Genomic DNA, 14,441 nt, shown 5'->3' with positions numbered 1-14,441 from the left:
GATCGACCGCCGTACAGTCCGTTTCATAAGAACAAAACAGCGGACAACTCTATGAAAACCCTGCCTGCGCCCCTGCTCGCCAAGATTTCCTGGCGACTGCTGCCCTTCCTGTTATTGATGTACATCATGGCCTTTCTCGACCGCGCCAATGTCGGGTTCGCCAAGCAAGCCTTCCAGGCCGATACCGGCTTGAGTGATGCCGCATTCGCCTTCGGTGCCGGGGTGTTTTTTGTCGGCTACGCGTTACTGGAAGTGCCGAGCAACCTGATCCTGCACCGCGTCGGCGCCCGCCTGTGGATGTGCCGGATCATGGTCAGCTGGGGCCTGGTGTCGGCGGCAATGGTGTTCGCGCACAACGAAACCAGCTTCTACATTCTGCGCTTCCTGCTGGGCGTGGCCGAGGCAGGCTTTTTCCCCGGCGTGATCCTCTACCTCACTTACTGGTTCCCCCAGGCCGTGCGCGGCAAAGCCATGGGGTTCTTCTACTTCGGCGCGCCGCTGGCGTTTATCTTCGGCAGCCCGTTGTCGGGTTTGTTGTTGGAGATGGACGGCTTCGGCGGTATTCACGGCTGGCAATGGCTGTTCGCGGTGGAAGGCTTGATGGCCACCGCTGTGGGTGTCTGGGCTTATTGGTACCTGGACAATCGCCCCGCCGATGCCAAGTGGCTGACCGTAGACGAGCGCGAGCAAATCCAGGCCCTGCTGGATCAGGAAGACCAACACAAAACCTCCCACGGCCGCAGCCTGCTGAACGTGCTGTGCCAGCCTTCGGTGCTGTACTTGTGCCTGGTGTATCTGCTGATCCAGGCCAGCGTCTACGGCGTGGTGTTTTACCTGCCGACCCAGGTCGGCGGGCTGCTGGGCACCAAGGTCGGGCTGATGGTCGGGCTGGTGTCCGCCATTCCCTGGATCTGCGCGCTGTTTGCCGCCTGGTGGATCCCCGCCTACTCCGATCGCACCGGCGACCGCCGCCGCACCGCCAGCCTCACGCTGCTGATGGCCGCCGCCGGCATCGCCTGCTCAGTGACCTTTGCCAACCCGCTGCTGGGCATGCTCGCGCTTTGTTTTGCAGCTTCGGGTTTCATCGCCGTACAGCCCGTGTTCTGGACCTTCCCTTCCAGCTACCTGGCCGGCAGTGCAGCCGCCGCCGGCATTGCGTTGATCAACTCCTTCGGCGCCCTCGGCGGGTTTATTGCGCCGGTGATCAAACACTGGGCCGAGAGCGCTTTCAACTCCCCGGCGGCGGGTCTCTACCTGCTGTCCGCCACCACGGTACTGGCTGCATTGCTGGTACTGGGCATCCATTCACCCGGCCATAAAGCGTCGAACACGCCGGCCACTGTTTAATTCCAGGAGTCACACCATGGGTCACCTCACTATCAAACACGTGCGCGCCTTTGTACTGCGCGGCGGCGGCGCGGATTACCACGACCAGGCCGATGGTCATTGGATCGACGACCATATTTCGACGCCCATGAGCAAATACCCCGAATACCGCCAGAGCCGCCGCAGCTTTGGCATCAACGTGCTCGGCACGTTGGTGGTGGAGATTGAAGCCAGCGATGGCACCGCAGGTTTTGCCGTGACCACTGGCGGCGAGCCGGCGGCCTACATCGTCGAGAAACACCTGGCGCGTTTTCTGGAAGGCGCTCGCGTTACCGACATCGAAAAGATCTGGGACCAGATGTACCAGTCCACCCTCTACTACGGTCGCAAGGGCCTGGTGATCAATACGATTTCCGGGGTCGACCTGGCGCTGTGGGACCTGCTCGGCAAAATCCGCCAGGAACCGGTGCACCAGTTGCTCGGCGGCGCGGTGCGTGACGAATTGCAGTTCTACGCCACCGGCGCGCGCCCGGACCTCGCGCAGAAGATGGGTTTCATCGGCGGCAAGATGCCCCTGCACCACGGCCCCAGCGAAGGCGAAGAAGGCCTGCGCAAAAACCTTGAATCATTGGCAACCATGCGCGAGCGGGTCGGCCCGGACTTCTGGCTGATGCTCGACTGCTGGATGAGCCTGGACCTGAACTACGCGACCAAACTGGCCATCGGCGCCCATGAATACGGTTTGAAGTGGATCGAAGAAGCGCTCAGCCCGGACGATTACTGGGGCTACGCCGCACTGCGCAATAACGTGCCTAAAGGCATGTTGGTGACCACCGGTGAACACGAAGCCACCCGCTGGGGTTTTCGCATGCTGCTGGAAATGGGCTGCTGCGACATCATCCAGCCCGACGTCGGCTGGTGCGGCGGCCTCACCGAACTGGTGAAAATATCCGCGCTCGCCGACGCGCATAACGCCATGGTGGTGCCCCACGGCTCGTCGGTCTACAGCTACCACTTCGTCGCCACGCGCCACAACAGCCCGTTCGCCGAGTTCCTGATGATGGCGCCCAAGGCCGACGAAGTGGTGCCGATGTTCCACCCGCAACTGCTTGGCGAACCGGTGCCGGTGAATGGCCGCATGCGCCTGTCGGCGCTCGACAAGCCCGGTTTCGGTGTTGACCTGAACCCGGACTGCCAACTGCACCGCCCCTACAACCGCTGAGGAAGACTGCCATGAATATGCCCCGCAACGGCTTCAAGGCCGCCCTCGCCCAGGATGCCACGCAGTACGGCATCTGGGCCGGTTTCGCCACCGCCTACGCCGCCGAGATCGTCGCCGGCATCGGTTATGACTGGATGCTCGTTGATGGCGAACACGCCCCCAACACCGTGCCCAGCGTGCTCAACCAATTGCAGGCCGTGGCGCCCTACACCACCGCACCCGTGGTGCGTGCGGTAAGCGGCGACGCCAACCTGATCAAGCAATTGCTCGATGTCGGCGCTCAGACACTGATGATCCCCATGGTCGAAACCGCCGAACAGGCTCAGGCCCTGGTGCGCGCCATGCGTTATCCGCCCCACGGCATTCGTGGCGTCGGCGGCGGTTTGACCCGCGCCACACGCTGGGACGGCGTGGCGGATTACCTGCAAACCGCACATCAAGAGCTGTGCTTGATCGTGCAGGTGGAATCACGCCTTGGGGTTGAAAACGTCGAAGCGATTGCCGCCGTGGACGGTGTGGATGCGGTGTTTATCGGCCCGGCCGACCTGTCCATCGGCCTCGGTCATGCAGGCAACCCCGGCCACCCCGAGGTCCAGGAGCGCATCAAGCACGCCGTGAACGCGACCCTCGCCGCCGGCAAAGTCAGCGGCATCCTCGCGCCCAACGAAGACGACGCGCGCCGTTACCAGGCCTGGGGCTGCCGCTTCATCGCGGTCGCCATCGACATCAGCCTGCTGCGCCAGAGTGCACTGACCACCCTCTCCCGTTATCGCCCCGCCGCCGACGCGAAAGCGCCATCGCGCACTTACTGAGGAACCTGCCCATGCCATCCGTTCCCGTTTACCAGAACTTTATCAACGGCCGCTTCGTCGCCAGCCAAGCGCATATAGACGTGCTGAACCCGGCCACCGGCGCGCTGCTGTCCAAGGTACCGGCGTCCACTGCCGACGACGTCGACCAAGCGCTCAGCGCCGCCCGCAATGCGCAAACAGACTGGGGGCGCAAACCCGCCATCGAACGCGCCGGCCACCTGCGGCGCATTGCCGCCAAGTTGCGCGAAAACGTCGCGCACCTTGCACGTACCATTACCCTTGAGCAGGGCAAGGTCAGTGGCCTGGCCGAAGTCGAAGTCAACTTCACCGCCGACTACCTCGACTACATGGCCGAGTGGGCGCGTCGTATCGAAGGCGAGATCATCACCAGCGACCGCCAGAATGAAAACATCTTCCTGTTCCGCAAGCCTCTGGGCGTGGTGGCCGGGATACTGCCGTGGAATTTCCCGTTCTTTTTGATCGCACGCAAGATGGCGCCGGCGCTGCTGACCGGCAACACCATCGTGATCAAACCCAGCGAAGAAACCCCGAACAACTGCTTCGAGTTCGCCAAACTGGTGGCCGAGACCGACCTGCCGGCCGGCGTGTTCAACGTGGTCTGCGGCGATGGCCAGGTCGGCGGCGCACTCACCGCGCACAAGGGTGTGGACATGATCAGCTTCACCGGCAGCGTGGCCACCGGCTCACGGATCATGACCGCCGCCGCACCCAACATCACTAAGCTCAACCTGGAACTGGGCGGCAAGGCGCCGGCCATCGTGCTGGCCGATGCCGACCTCGACCTGGCGGTCAAAGCCATCCGCGATTCGCGCATCATCAACACCGGCCAAGTGTGCAACTGCGCCGAGCGCGTGTACGTGGAACGTAAAGTCGCCGACCAGTTTATCGAACGCATCAGCGCCGCGATGGCGGCCACCCGCTACGGCGACCCGATTGCTCAGGCCGATGTGGAGATGGGCCCGCTGATCAACCGCCAGGGCCTGGACAGCGTCAACCGCAAAGTGCGCACCGCGCTGAGCCAGGGCGCCACGCTAGTCAGCGGTGGGCAGATTGCCGACCTGGGCGCAGGTTTTCACTTCCAGCCCACGGTACTGGCCGGCTGCCGCGCCGACATGGAGATCATGCGCGAGGAGATCTTCGGCCCGGTGCTGCCGATCCAGATTGTCGACGACCTCGACGAAGCCATCGCCATGGCCAATGACTGCGACTACGGCCTGACGTCATCGATCTACACCCGCGACCTGGGCAAAGCCATGCACGCAGTACGCGAGATTGATTTTGGCGAGACCTACGTCAACCGCGAAAACTTCGAAGCCATGCAAGGTTTCCATGCCGGTGTGCGCAAATCCGGAATCGGCGGCGCTGACGGTAAGCACGGCTTGTACGAGTACACCCACACACACGTGGTGTACCTGCAGAGCTGAGGTGGTGAAATGCGGCCCGGCGCGTTAGCGTGCGGGCCTTTACCAGAATGCTAAAGATAAGGACTGCGCCATGCCCCTGCCCCTTTACAGCGGCCCGATCATCGACAGCCATCTGCACCTGTTCGACCCGCGTCGCCCCCAGGGCATACCGTGGCCGGAGCCAGGCAACCGGTTGTATGCCGCACATTTGCCGGCGCACTACTGGGCCCTGGCCAGCCAGCACAATGTCATTGGCGCCATCGTTGTGGAAGCCAGCCCGTGGCGTGACGACAACCGCTGGCTGCTCGACACCCTGCGCAACGAGCCGCGCATGCTCGGTTTTGTCGGCAACCTCGACCCGCGTGAGGCGAGTTTCGCCGCCGACCTCGACGCGCTGGCGCCGGAGCCGCTGTTCCTCGGCCTGCGCTACGGCAACCTGTGGGACCGCGACCTGCTGGTGGACCAGACACGCCCAGGGTTTATCGACGGTATGCGCCAGTTGGCCGCCTGCGGGCGTAGCCTGGACAGCGCCAACCCGAACCCGCGCCTGATCAAGGGCCTGTTGCACCTGAGCGATGCCGTGCCACAGCTGCGAATTGTCGTCGATCACCTGCCTAACGCCCAGGTGCCGGCCGGCGAAGAAGCGGACTACCACGCCGACCTCTTGCGCCTGGCCCAACGGCCCAATGTGTTTGCCAAACTGGCGGAAATTCCCCAGCTGGGGCTCGACGGGTTGATCACCGATACGGCTTTCTACAACGACCGCCTCGCGGTTTTATGGGAAGCCTTTGGCGAAGACCGTTGCTTCTTCGGCAGCGACTGGCCCAACAGCGATCACCTGGCGGATTTCGCCACCACGCTGGGCCTGGTCAAACGCTGCATGGCGGACAAACCCGAGACGGTCCAGGCCAAATTTTTCGTGCACAACGCGGTGCGTATCTATACGCCCACCACCGCCCATGGAGACCTGTGATGCAGACCCGTGCCTTTCGCATGCACCTCAACCCGGGTCAGGCCGACGAATACCGTCGACGCCACGATGAGATCTGGCCGGAGCTGGCCGACGCGCTGCTGAATGCCGGCGTGGTGGACTACAAGATCTTCCTCGATGAACCCGCCAATACGCTCTTCGCCGTACTGACCCACGAAGACGTCCATGGCCTGGACGAACTGCCCGGCACGCCGCTGATGCAACGCTGGTGGCGCTATATGCAGGACATCATGCCCAGCCACCCCGATGCCTCGCCGATCAGTCTCGACCTGCTGCCCATGTTCGAACTGACGCGCCCCTGAACCAACTGGCTTACAACAACAATAAAAAGGATTCAACCACGTGGAAATCATTCTCTTCGGTGTGATTCTGCACTTTATCGGCGGCTTTGCTTCCGGCAGTTTCTACATTCCCTACAAGAAGGTCCGCGGCTGGGCCTGGGAAAGTTATTGGATCACGGGCGGCCTGGTGTCGTGGCTGATCGTGCCCCTGATTGCCGCGCAACTGACCGTGCCGGGCTGGGTACAAATCCTGCGCACGGCCGACACCAGCACCCTGCTTTGGACTTATCTGTTTGGTGTCCTGTGGGGCATCGGCGGGCTGACCTTCGGCCTGACCATGCGCTACCTCGGCTTGTCGCTGGGCATGTCGCTGATCATGGGCCTGACCTCCGCCCTCGGCGCCTTGATGCCCGCGCTGTACCGCGACCTGTTCACCACTGAAACCGAGGGTACGCTGACCTCGATGCTGGCCTCTCAGGGCGGGCATTGGGTGCTGTGGGGCGTGGCCGTGTCGTTGATCGGTATCGCGGTGTGTGGCAAGGCCGGGCTGATCAAGGAACGTGAAGTATCCCAGGCGGTGAAGTTCGCCAGTGTCAGCGAGTTTTCGCTCGGCAAGGGCATGCTGGTGGCGGTGATCTCGGGCGTGCTGAGCGCCTGCTTCAGCTACGGGATTTCCGCCGGTCGCCCACTGGCCGCTGCTGCGGTGGAACACGGTGCCAACAGCCTGTTCCAGAACAACGTGACCTTTATGGTGATCATGTGGGGCGGTTTGACCACCAACGGTATCTGGTGCCTGTGGCTGAATTGGCGCAACCGCACGTTCTCCAACTACACCGACCGCAGCACCCCGCTGCTGAGCAACTACCTGCTGGTAGCCGTCGCCGGAACCCTGTGGTTCCTGCAGTTTTTCTTCTACGGCATGGGTGAAAGCCGCCTGCAGAACGACGCCAGTTCGTGGGTGCTGCACATGTCGTTCATCATCATCGTATCCAACTGCTGGGGCCTGTATTTCCGCGAATGGCACGGCACCAGCGCGACCAACAAGGGCGTATTGGTGGCGGGTATCGCGGTGATCCTCGGCGCCATCGCCATGGTCGGTTACGGCAATTACCTCGGTTGAAACCGCTTATTCTTTCAGGAGTGTTTTTATGTTGCTTGCAGACAAAACCGTAATCATCACCGGCGCCTCCCGTGGTATCGGCCGCGCCGCCGCCCGTGAATGCGCGCGCCAGGGCGCCCGCGTGGTGATCGGCCACAGCGGCAGCGGCCAGGGCACCGAAGCGGCGTATTCGTTGATTGAAGAAATCAAGGCGCTCGGCGGCCAGGCCATCGAAGTCGGTGGCGACGCCGCCGACCCGGACACCGGCGACAAGCTGGTGGCTGGCGCCGTGAACGCCTTCGGCAGTGTCGATGTGTTCGTCAACAATGCCGGGATCTGCCCGTTCCACTCCTTCCTCGACATGCCGCGCGAGGTCTACCTGAAAACCGTCAACACCAACCTCAACGGCGCCTACTTCGCCGTGCAGGCGGCGGCCAATCAAATGAAAAACCAGGGCCGTGGCGGCGCGATCATTGCCGTCAGTTCCATCAGCGCCCTGGTGGGCGGTGGCATGCAAACCCACTACACCCCAACCAAAGCCGGGCTGCATTCGTTGATGCAGTCCTGTGCGATTGCGCTCGGGCCGTATGGGATTCGCTGCAACTCGGTGCTGCCGGGCACCATCGCCACCGACATCAACAAGGAAGATTTGGCGGATGAGGAGAAGCTCGCCTACATGACCTCGCGTACGCCATTGGGTCGCCTGGGCGAGCCGGATGATGTGGCCGGGCCGATCGTGTTCCTGGCTTCCGACATGGCGCGCTATGTGACTGGCGCGTCGTTACTGGTGGATGGCGGGTTGTTTGTGAACCTGCAGTAACAACCGCCGCCCCAAACACCACACAGTTCAAATATGGGAGCTTGCCCGCGATAGCGATGTATCAGGCACCAGATGCGGTGGCTGACCCACCGCTATCGCGGGCAAGCCCGGCTCCCACAGGGACTGCGCACGCCTGAAATTTGAGTTTGATCACCCATAACAACAAGAAACCAGGAGCATCCCATGCGCCCCACCCTCCCCCTGGCCCTGCTTTGCAGCGCCATGTCGACCTGCGCCCTCAGCGCCGGCCTGCTCGACCCCAATGCCCCCGCCATGCTCGGCGACTGGAACGGCCTGCGCCCGCAACTGGCCGAACAGGGCTACGACTTCACCCTCAAATACGTCGGCGAAGTCGGCTCGAACCTGGGTGGTGGCTACAACTCCCACACCACCGCACGCTGGAGCGATCAGTTGATCCTCGGCGTAAACATGGACCTGCAAAAACTCCTCGGCTGGCAAGACGCAACCTTGCGTATCGGCATCGGCGAGCGCCATGGCAAGGACATCACCAACGACCGCGTGCACCAGCCAAATGCCACCGGCTTGACCTCGACCATGGAAGTGTTCGGCGGCGGCAATGCCTGGCGACTCTCGCAGTTCTGGTACGAGCAGAAATTCTTCGATCGCGCATTCGCCCTGAAACTCGGCCGCTTCGGCCACGGCGAAGACTTCGACCAGTTCCCCTGCGAATTCCAGAACGTCACCTTGTGCGGTTCCCAGGAAGGCAACTGGAACGGTGTGTGGAACAGCTTCCCCATCAGCCAGTGGGCGGTGCGCGCCAAGTACCAGTTCACCGATGAGTTCGCGGTGCAGGTCGGCGCCTACGACAAGAACCCCGGTAACGCTGAAGCCAGCAATGGCTTCAAGCCTTTTATCAGCGGCTCCCAAGGCACCAGTTTCCCCGTCGAAGCGATCTGGAAAGGCCAGATCGCCGGCCTGAGTTCCGAGTACCACGCCGGTTACTACTACACCAACGCCGACACCAAAGATAACCTCAAGGATGCCGACGGTAACTACGCCGCCAGCACCGGCAAGCCCTACAAGATGTACTCCAGCAATGACGGCTGGTGGCTGTCCGGCCAGCAACAATTGACCACAGTCGATGGCAACGCCAAGCGTGGGCTCAACGTGTTCGCCAACCTGACGATGAATGACCCGGACAAGAGCGTGATCAAAAGCCTGATCCAGGTCGGCCTGATCTACCGTGGCCCGTTCGATTCACGCCCTGATGACACGCTTGGCATTGGCGCATCGAAGTTGCAGGTCAGCGACCGCTATACCCGCAACACGCAAATGCTCAACGCGGCCAACGGCATCACTGCGATTGACGACCCGCTGTACGTGCCCGAACAACACCGCGAATACAGCTACGAGCTCAACTACGGCGTGCAAGCGACAAAATGGCTGATGGTGCGCCCCAACCTGCAGTACGTGAAATACCCGGGCGGGCTCACGCAAACCCCGGGCGCGGTGGTCGGCGGCGTGCAGTTCATTGCTGACTTTTAGTCGTTCTCGCCATCAAACACCTGCCCGCGTCCGACCACGCTGGCAGGCTTGAGCAAGGCACCCGGCGCCAACACCGCATTGGCGCCAATCCGGCACTGATCAGCCAGCAACGCGCCAAACTTGTCGCAACCGGTACGCTGCAACCGCTCCTCGATGCGCCCCCATACGTCCTTGTCCGCCCGCTCGTTGCGGTGAAACGCTAGCATGTCCGCAAGCCCGAACGGAGCTTTACTAATTATCTTGATATGGATATTTTATCCAGATAGAGCCCACGAGGTCCGTCCCATGCAATTGCCTACCTACCAAGACGTCATCGCCGCCGCCCAACGCCTGGAAGGCGTCGCGCACACCACGCCGGTGCTCACATCACGCACCCTCGACGCCGAAACCGGCGCCCAGGTGTTCATCAAGTGTGAAAACCTGCAACGCGCCGGCTCGTTCAAGTTTCGTGGCGCGTTCAATGCCCTGTCGCAGTTTGATGCGCAGCAGCGCGAGGCCGGCGTGGTGGCGTTTTCCTCCGGCAACCATGCCCAAGGCATTGCCCTGGCCGCGCGGTTGCTGGGCATGCCGGCGGCGATAGTGATGCCCACCGACGCGCCGGCGGCCAAAGTCGCCGCCACCCGTGACTATGGCGCCAGCGTGGTGCTTTACGACCGTTTCACTGAAGACCGCGAGCAAATCGGCCGCACGCTCGCCCACGAGCAAGGCATGACACTGATCCCGCCCTACGACCACCCGCACATCCTCGCCGGCCAAGGCACGGCCGCCAAGGAGTTGCTGGAATTCACCGGCCCGCTGGACGCCTTGTTCGTTGGCCTCGGCGGCGGCGGCATGCTCTCGGGCACGGCGTTGTCGACCCGCGCGCTGGCGCCGGATTGCCAACTGTTCGGGGTCGAACCCGAAGCCGGCAATGACGGCCAGCGCTCGTTCCGCACCGGCAGCATCGTGCACATCGACACCCCGAAAACCATTGCCGACGGCGCGCAAACCCAGCATTTGGGCAACTACACCTTCCCGATCATCCGCGATCACGTGAACGACATTCTCACCGTCACCGATGGGCAATTGGTCGACAGCATGCGGTTCTTCATGCAGCGCATGAAGCTGGTCGTCGAGCCCACCGGCTGCCTGGGCCTGGCGGCCTTGCGCCAATTGGGCGAGCGCTTCAAGGGCCAACGCGTGGGCATTATCGTCACCGGCGGCAACGTCGATATCCAGCGCTACGCCGCCCTGCTCAGCGAGGCGCCATAAACCTCATCCACACGCCGGCTGGCGCGCTACTTGGCGTAGGTATAGACCGCCGCGCGTGACACCCCAAGGTGCGAGGCGACCGTTTCCATAGCGCGGCGGATGTCCATGCAGCCTGAGTCCTTGAGCTCTTGCATCAGCGCGCGCCGATCCGCCGTCTTGAGTGCGCGCGGCGTGGTCGCCAGGCGCGCGGCGAACTGGTCGATACGCGCGCGAATCACATCGGCGCCGGACGGGTCCAGGGATTCGTGGGGCTTGTCGCCACTGACCGAACCGAACTGTTCCAGCATGCCCTGCAAGCCACGGAACAACGACAAATCGACGTTCATGCACAACGCCGCGACGTACTTGCCGCGGGTGTCCTTGATGCCGATTGACGTGCTTTTGACCTGGCGACCATCGGCGAACTGGTTCTGGTAGTTGGCAATGACCTGCGGGTAATCCGGGTCGGCAATCCGCGCCAGCCCCAGCTCGGTCGCCGGGTCGCCGATTTGGCGCCCGGAAAGGTTGTTATGGATCGCCAGGATCGCGTGCTGCGGATCGCGCAAATCGTGCAGCACCACCTCGCAGAACGGGCTGAAGGTTTTGCTCAAGCCTTCGGCAATCTGCTCGAGTTGGCTGATCAGGGTGGTGTCTTCGGGAGAGGTCTTTTTCATGCAAGACAACATATCCAATACTGGACATTACATCAATTGCCGGCATTCCCATTCAAAGGCCATTTGATTGATCGTTCCCACGCTCCGCGTGGGCACGCATCCTGTGACGCTCCGCGTCACGACATCAAAAGCAGGACGCAGAGCGTCCGGGGCAGCATTCCCACGCAGAGCGTGGGAACGATCAGCCAGCTCCCACCTATCAGGCGTCTTCCAGGATCAGATCTGCGCCCTTCTCCGCCACCATCAACACCGCCGCATGGGTATTCCCCGAGGTCACGTTCGGGAAAATCGACGCATCAACGATGCGCAGCCCGTCCAGCCCGTGCACTTTCAAGCGCTTGTCCACCACCGACACCTGCGGGTCCGAGCCCATGGCGCAGGAGCCGCACAGGTGGTAGATCGAGCCGCTGTTTTCGCGGAAATATTGCAGCATCTGCTCATCGGTTTGCACCGCCGCACCGGGCAGTACTTCGGCCACGGTGATGCCTTTGAGCGCGGGGGCCTGCATGATCTTGCGCATCAACCGGCTGCCCTGGATCACCTCGTCGATATCCTTTTCGGTGCTCAGGTAGTTGGGGTCGATCAGCGCCGCGTCCCGTGGGTTCTTCGAAGCAATACGGATGGTGCCGCGGCTGGTGGGACGGCAGGGGTTGAAGCACAGCAGGAAGCCGGAATACGGTTCAGGCTTGAGGCTGGCCTTGTTGTTTTTCGGGATCTGATACGACAGCGGGTTGAAATACAGCTGCAGGTTCGGATCCTTCTGTTGATCGTTGCCGCGAAAGAAGCCACCGGCCTGGTTGACGCTCATGGCCAGCGCGCCCTTGCGGGTCAGCAGGTACTTAAGGCCAAGTTTGAGTTGGCCGAACAGCGAGCTGAGTTCGTCATTCAAGGTCGGGATATTGGCCTTGTAGTAGTAGCTGGCGCACAGGTGGTCCTGCAGGTTTTCGCCCACGGCCGGCAGGTGCTTGACCAACGGGATAGCGTGTTCGGCAAGCAATTGCTGGTCGGCCACACCGGATAATTGCAGGATCTTCGGCGTGTCCACCGCACCGGCGCAGAGGATCACTTCCTTACGCGCGGTGAAGGTTCGCGCCACACCGTGCTGGGTGACGGCGATGCCGGTGGCGCGCTGCCGGTCGTCAAACAGCACGCGGTCGACCAGCGCATGCAGTTCCACGGTGAGGTTCGGACGGCCGAGCGCCGGGTGCAAATGCGCAAAACTGCTGGAGCAGCGTTCGCCATTACGCGTGTTGACGTCATACAGCCCAGCGCCTTCAAAGTGCGGGCCGTTGAAGTCATCACTGTGCGCGTAGCCCAGCTGTTCGCAGCCCTTGAGGAACACGTCGCAGATCGGGTGGGTCTGGCCCTTCATCGGCGTAATGCTGATGGGGCCGCTGGCGCCGTGGTACTCGGTATCGCCCAGGGGATGGTTTTCCAGCTTGCGAAAGTACGGCAGCACGTCCGCAAAGCTCCAGCCGTCGTTGCCATTGGCAGCCCAGTCATTGAAGTCATGGGCCTGGCCACGCACGTAGATCATCGCGTTGATCGAGCCCGAACCGCCCTGCACTTTGCCGCGCGGCGCGTAGATTTCACGGCCGGCCAGCTGTTTTTGCGGCTGGCTGTAATACATCCAGTTGAAGGTCGGGTTGTAATACATCTTGGCGAAACCGACGGGGATCTTGAACCACCAGGAACTGTCCTTGCCACCGGCTTCCAGCAGCAATACCGAATATTGCCCGGACGCGGACAGCCTGTTGGCGAGGATGCAACCCGCCGCGCCTGCGCCAGCGATGATGTAGTCGTATGTCATTCACGGTTACCGCGTAAGTCGTTTTTTTTAGCCCTTGGCGGGCGAAGTGTCTTTGACGTCAGCCGGTGTGGCAGCCATTTGCAGGTGCAGGCGCTCGCCGGTATACGGCGTGTGTCTGCGTACCACGTCCATGTTCAGCTCCACGCCCAGCCCCGGCTCGGTGGATGGGATGATGTAGCCGTCCTCCCATTGCAGCGGCTTGGTCAGGACTTCGGCATGGAAGCCGCCCCAGGTCATGATGCTTTCCTGGATCAGGAAGTTCGGCGTGCAGGTCGCCAGCTGGAAACTCGCCGCCGCGCCAATCGGCCCGTTGTACAAGTGCGGCGCGATCTGCGCGTAGTAGGCTTCGGCCATGCTCGCGATTTTCTTCGCCTCCAGCAGCCCGCCGCAGCGCGCCACATTCATCTGCAAAATCGACGCGCCACCGGCTTGCAGCAGCTTGAAGAATTCGTACTTGGTGGTCAGGCGTTCGCCGGTGGCAATCGGGATGCTGGTCTTGGCGGCAACCTGGGCCATTGCTTCTTCCTGGCCCGGCGGCACCGGTTCTTCGAACCACAGCGGGTCATATTTCTCCAGGCGCTTGGCCAGGCGAATCGCCGACGATGGCACCATTTGCCCGTGGGTGCCGAACAGCAGGTCGCACTTGTCGCCCACCGCCTCGCGGATCTTGCGGCAGAAGGTCTCGCAGCGTTCCAGCACCTCCAGCGAAATCTGGTGGCCGGAGTACGCCGTGTAGGGGCCGGCCGGGTCGAACTTCACCGCGGTGAAACCTTTGTTCATGTTCTCGATGGCGCACTCGGCGGCCAGGTCCGGGTCGTCGTAGTCGTACTCGCCCTTGCTGTTGACCGGGTACAGGTAGGTGTAGGAGCGCAGGCGCTCGTTGACCTTGCCACCGAGCAATTCGTAGACCGGCTTGTTGGCGGCCTTGCCGATGATGTCCCAGCAGGCCATTTCCAGGCCACTGACCACGCCCATCATGGTCAGGTCCGGGCGCTGGGTGAAACCGCTCGAATAGGCCTGGCGGAAGAAGCGCTCGATATGGTGCGGGTCATGGTTGAGCAGGTAGCGCTCAAACACATCCTCGATAATCGGCAGCATGGCCTTGGGGCCGAAGGTGGCGGCGTAGATCTCGCCGACGCCTTCGATGCCGCAGTCGGTCTTGAGTTTGACGAACAGCCAGTACATGCCACCGATATGCGGCGGTGGAACGGCAACGATGTGGGTTTCAAGGGCGACGATTTTCATC

14 protein-coding genes are annotated in these 14,441 nt (G+C 62.2%); 10 read left to right on the top strand and 4 right to left on the bottom strand.

What is annotated here, in order from left to right; translation table 11 throughout:
• The first annotated feature begins 51 nt into the window (after window positions 1–51).
• The 9 genes from L8I05_RS05630 to L8I05_RS05590 all read left to right on the top strand — a co-directional run bounded on the left by L8I05_RS05630 (window position 52) and on the right by L8I05_RS05590 (window position 9,481).
• Complete coding sequence (locus L8I05_RS05630) at window positions 52–1,347, top strand: MFS transporter (protein ID WP_242167513.1); 1,296 nt, start codon at window positions 52–54, stop codon at window positions 1,345–1,347.
• A gap of 16 nt (window positions 1,348–1,363) precedes the next feature.
• Window positions 1,364–2,548 carry an L-rhamnonate dehydratase gene (gene rhmD / locus L8I05_RS05625; RefSeq protein ID WP_242167512.1) on the top strand — a complete coding sequence of 395 codons (1,185 nt, stop codon included), beginning with the start codon at window positions 1,364–1,366 and terminating at the stop codon, window positions 2,546–2,548.
• Window positions 2,549–2,559: 11 nt separating this feature from the next.
• Window positions 2,560–3,360 (top strand): HpcH/HpaI aldolase/citrate lyase family protein, encoded by an 801-nt coding sequence (locus L8I05_RS05620; protein WP_242167511.1) that lies wholly within the window; start codon window positions 2,560–2,562, stop codon window positions 3,358–3,360.
• Window positions 3,361–3,371: 11 nt separating this feature from the next.
• The gene (gene aldA / locus L8I05_RS05615; RefSeq protein ID WP_242167510.1) at window positions 3,372–4,805 is read left to right on the top strand and encodes an aldehyde dehydrogenase; all 1,434 of its coding nucleotides are present in this window, start codon (window positions 3,372–3,374) and stop codon (window positions 4,803–4,805) included.
• Window positions 4,806–4,875: 70 nt separating this feature from the next.
• Window positions 4,876–5,757 carry an amidohydrolase family protein gene (locus tag L8I05_RS05610; RefSeq protein ID WP_242167509.1) on the top strand — a complete coding sequence of 294 codons (882 nt, stop codon included), beginning with the start codon at window positions 4,876–4,878 and terminating at the stop codon, window positions 5,755–5,757.
• Entirely contained in the window at window positions 5,757–6,077 is a 321-nt protein-coding gene (rhaM, locus tag L8I05_RS05605; RefSeq protein WP_242167508.1) for an L-rhamnose mutarotase, read from the top strand. Before L8I05_RS05610 ends, rhaM begins: the two co-directional genes overlap by 1 nt.
• A gap of 40 nt (window positions 6,078–6,117) precedes the next feature.
• Window positions 6,118–7,176: an L-rhamnose/proton symporter RhaT gene (gene rhaT, locus L8I05_RS05600; protein ID WP_159956951.1), complete on the top strand. Its 1,059-nt coding sequence runs from the start codon at window positions 6,118–6,120 to the stop codon at window positions 7,174–7,176.
• Between the two features lie 28 nt (window positions 7,177–7,204).
• A complete protein-coding gene (locus L8I05_RS05595; RefSeq protein ID WP_242167507.1) occupies window positions 7,205–7,975 on the top strand; it encodes an SDR family NAD(P)-dependent oxidoreductase in 771 nt (256 codons plus the stop codon).
• Window positions 7,976–8,158: 183 nt separating this feature from the next.
• Window positions 8,159–9,481, top strand: a complete 1,323-nt coding sequence (locus L8I05_RS05590) for a carbohydrate porin (RefSeq protein WP_242167506.1) — start codon at window positions 8,159–8,161, stop codon at window positions 9,479–9,481.
• Here the strand turns inward: L8I05_RS05590 and L8I05_RS05585 are convergent.
• A complete protein-coding gene (locus L8I05_RS05585; RefSeq protein ID WP_242167505.1) occupies window positions 9,478–9,687 on the bottom strand; it encodes a hypothetical protein in 210 nt (69 codons plus the stop codon). The two genes, L8I05_RS05590 and L8I05_RS05585, sit on opposite strands and share 4 nt — an antisense overlap.
• Window positions 9,688–9,766: 79 nt before the next feature.
• Between L8I05_RS05585 and L8I05_RS05580 the strand changes: the two genes are divergently transcribed.
• On the top strand, window positions 9,767–10,732 hold the full coding sequence (locus L8I05_RS05580; RefSeq protein WP_242167504.1) for a threo-3-hydroxy-L-aspartate ammonia-lyase: 966 nt from the start codon (window positions 9,767–9,769) through the stop codon (window positions 10,730–10,732).
• 26 nt (window positions 10,733–10,758) lie between these two features.
• Here the strand turns inward: L8I05_RS05580 and L8I05_RS05575 are convergent, their stop codons facing one another.
• From L8I05_RS05575 to L8I05_RS05565, 3 genes are all read right to left on the bottom strand, one after another.
• Entirely contained in the window at window positions 10,759–11,385 is a 627-nt protein-coding gene (locus L8I05_RS05575) for a PAS domain-containing protein (RefSeq protein WP_242167503.1), read from the bottom strand.
• Window positions 11,386–11,584: 199 nt separating this feature from the next.
• Window positions 11,585–13,195 carry a GMC family oxidoreductase N-terminal domain-containing protein gene (locus L8I05_RS05570; RefSeq protein WP_242167502.1) on the bottom strand — a complete coding sequence of 537 codons (1,611 nt, stop codon included), beginning with the start codon at window positions 13,193–13,195 and terminating at the stop codon, window positions 11,585–11,587.
• Window positions 13,196–13,222: 27 nt separating this feature from the next.
• Window positions 13,223–14,440 carry a mandelate racemase/muconate lactonizing enzyme family protein gene (locus L8I05_RS05565; protein ID WP_159956965.1) on the bottom strand — a complete coding sequence of 406 codons (1,218 nt, stop codon included), beginning with the start codon at window positions 14,438–14,440 and terminating at the stop codon, window positions 13,223–13,225.
• Window position 14,441: the final 1 nt, after the last annotated feature.

Source organism: Pseudomonas sp. MONT-RG-20F-20-E-7-02 (assembly GCF_022662395.1).
GTDB lineage: Bacteria > Pseudomonadota > Gammaproteobacteria > Pseudomonadales > Pseudomonadaceae > Aquipseudomonas.
This window is presented reverse-complemented; position numbering and strand designations above follow the sequence as displayed.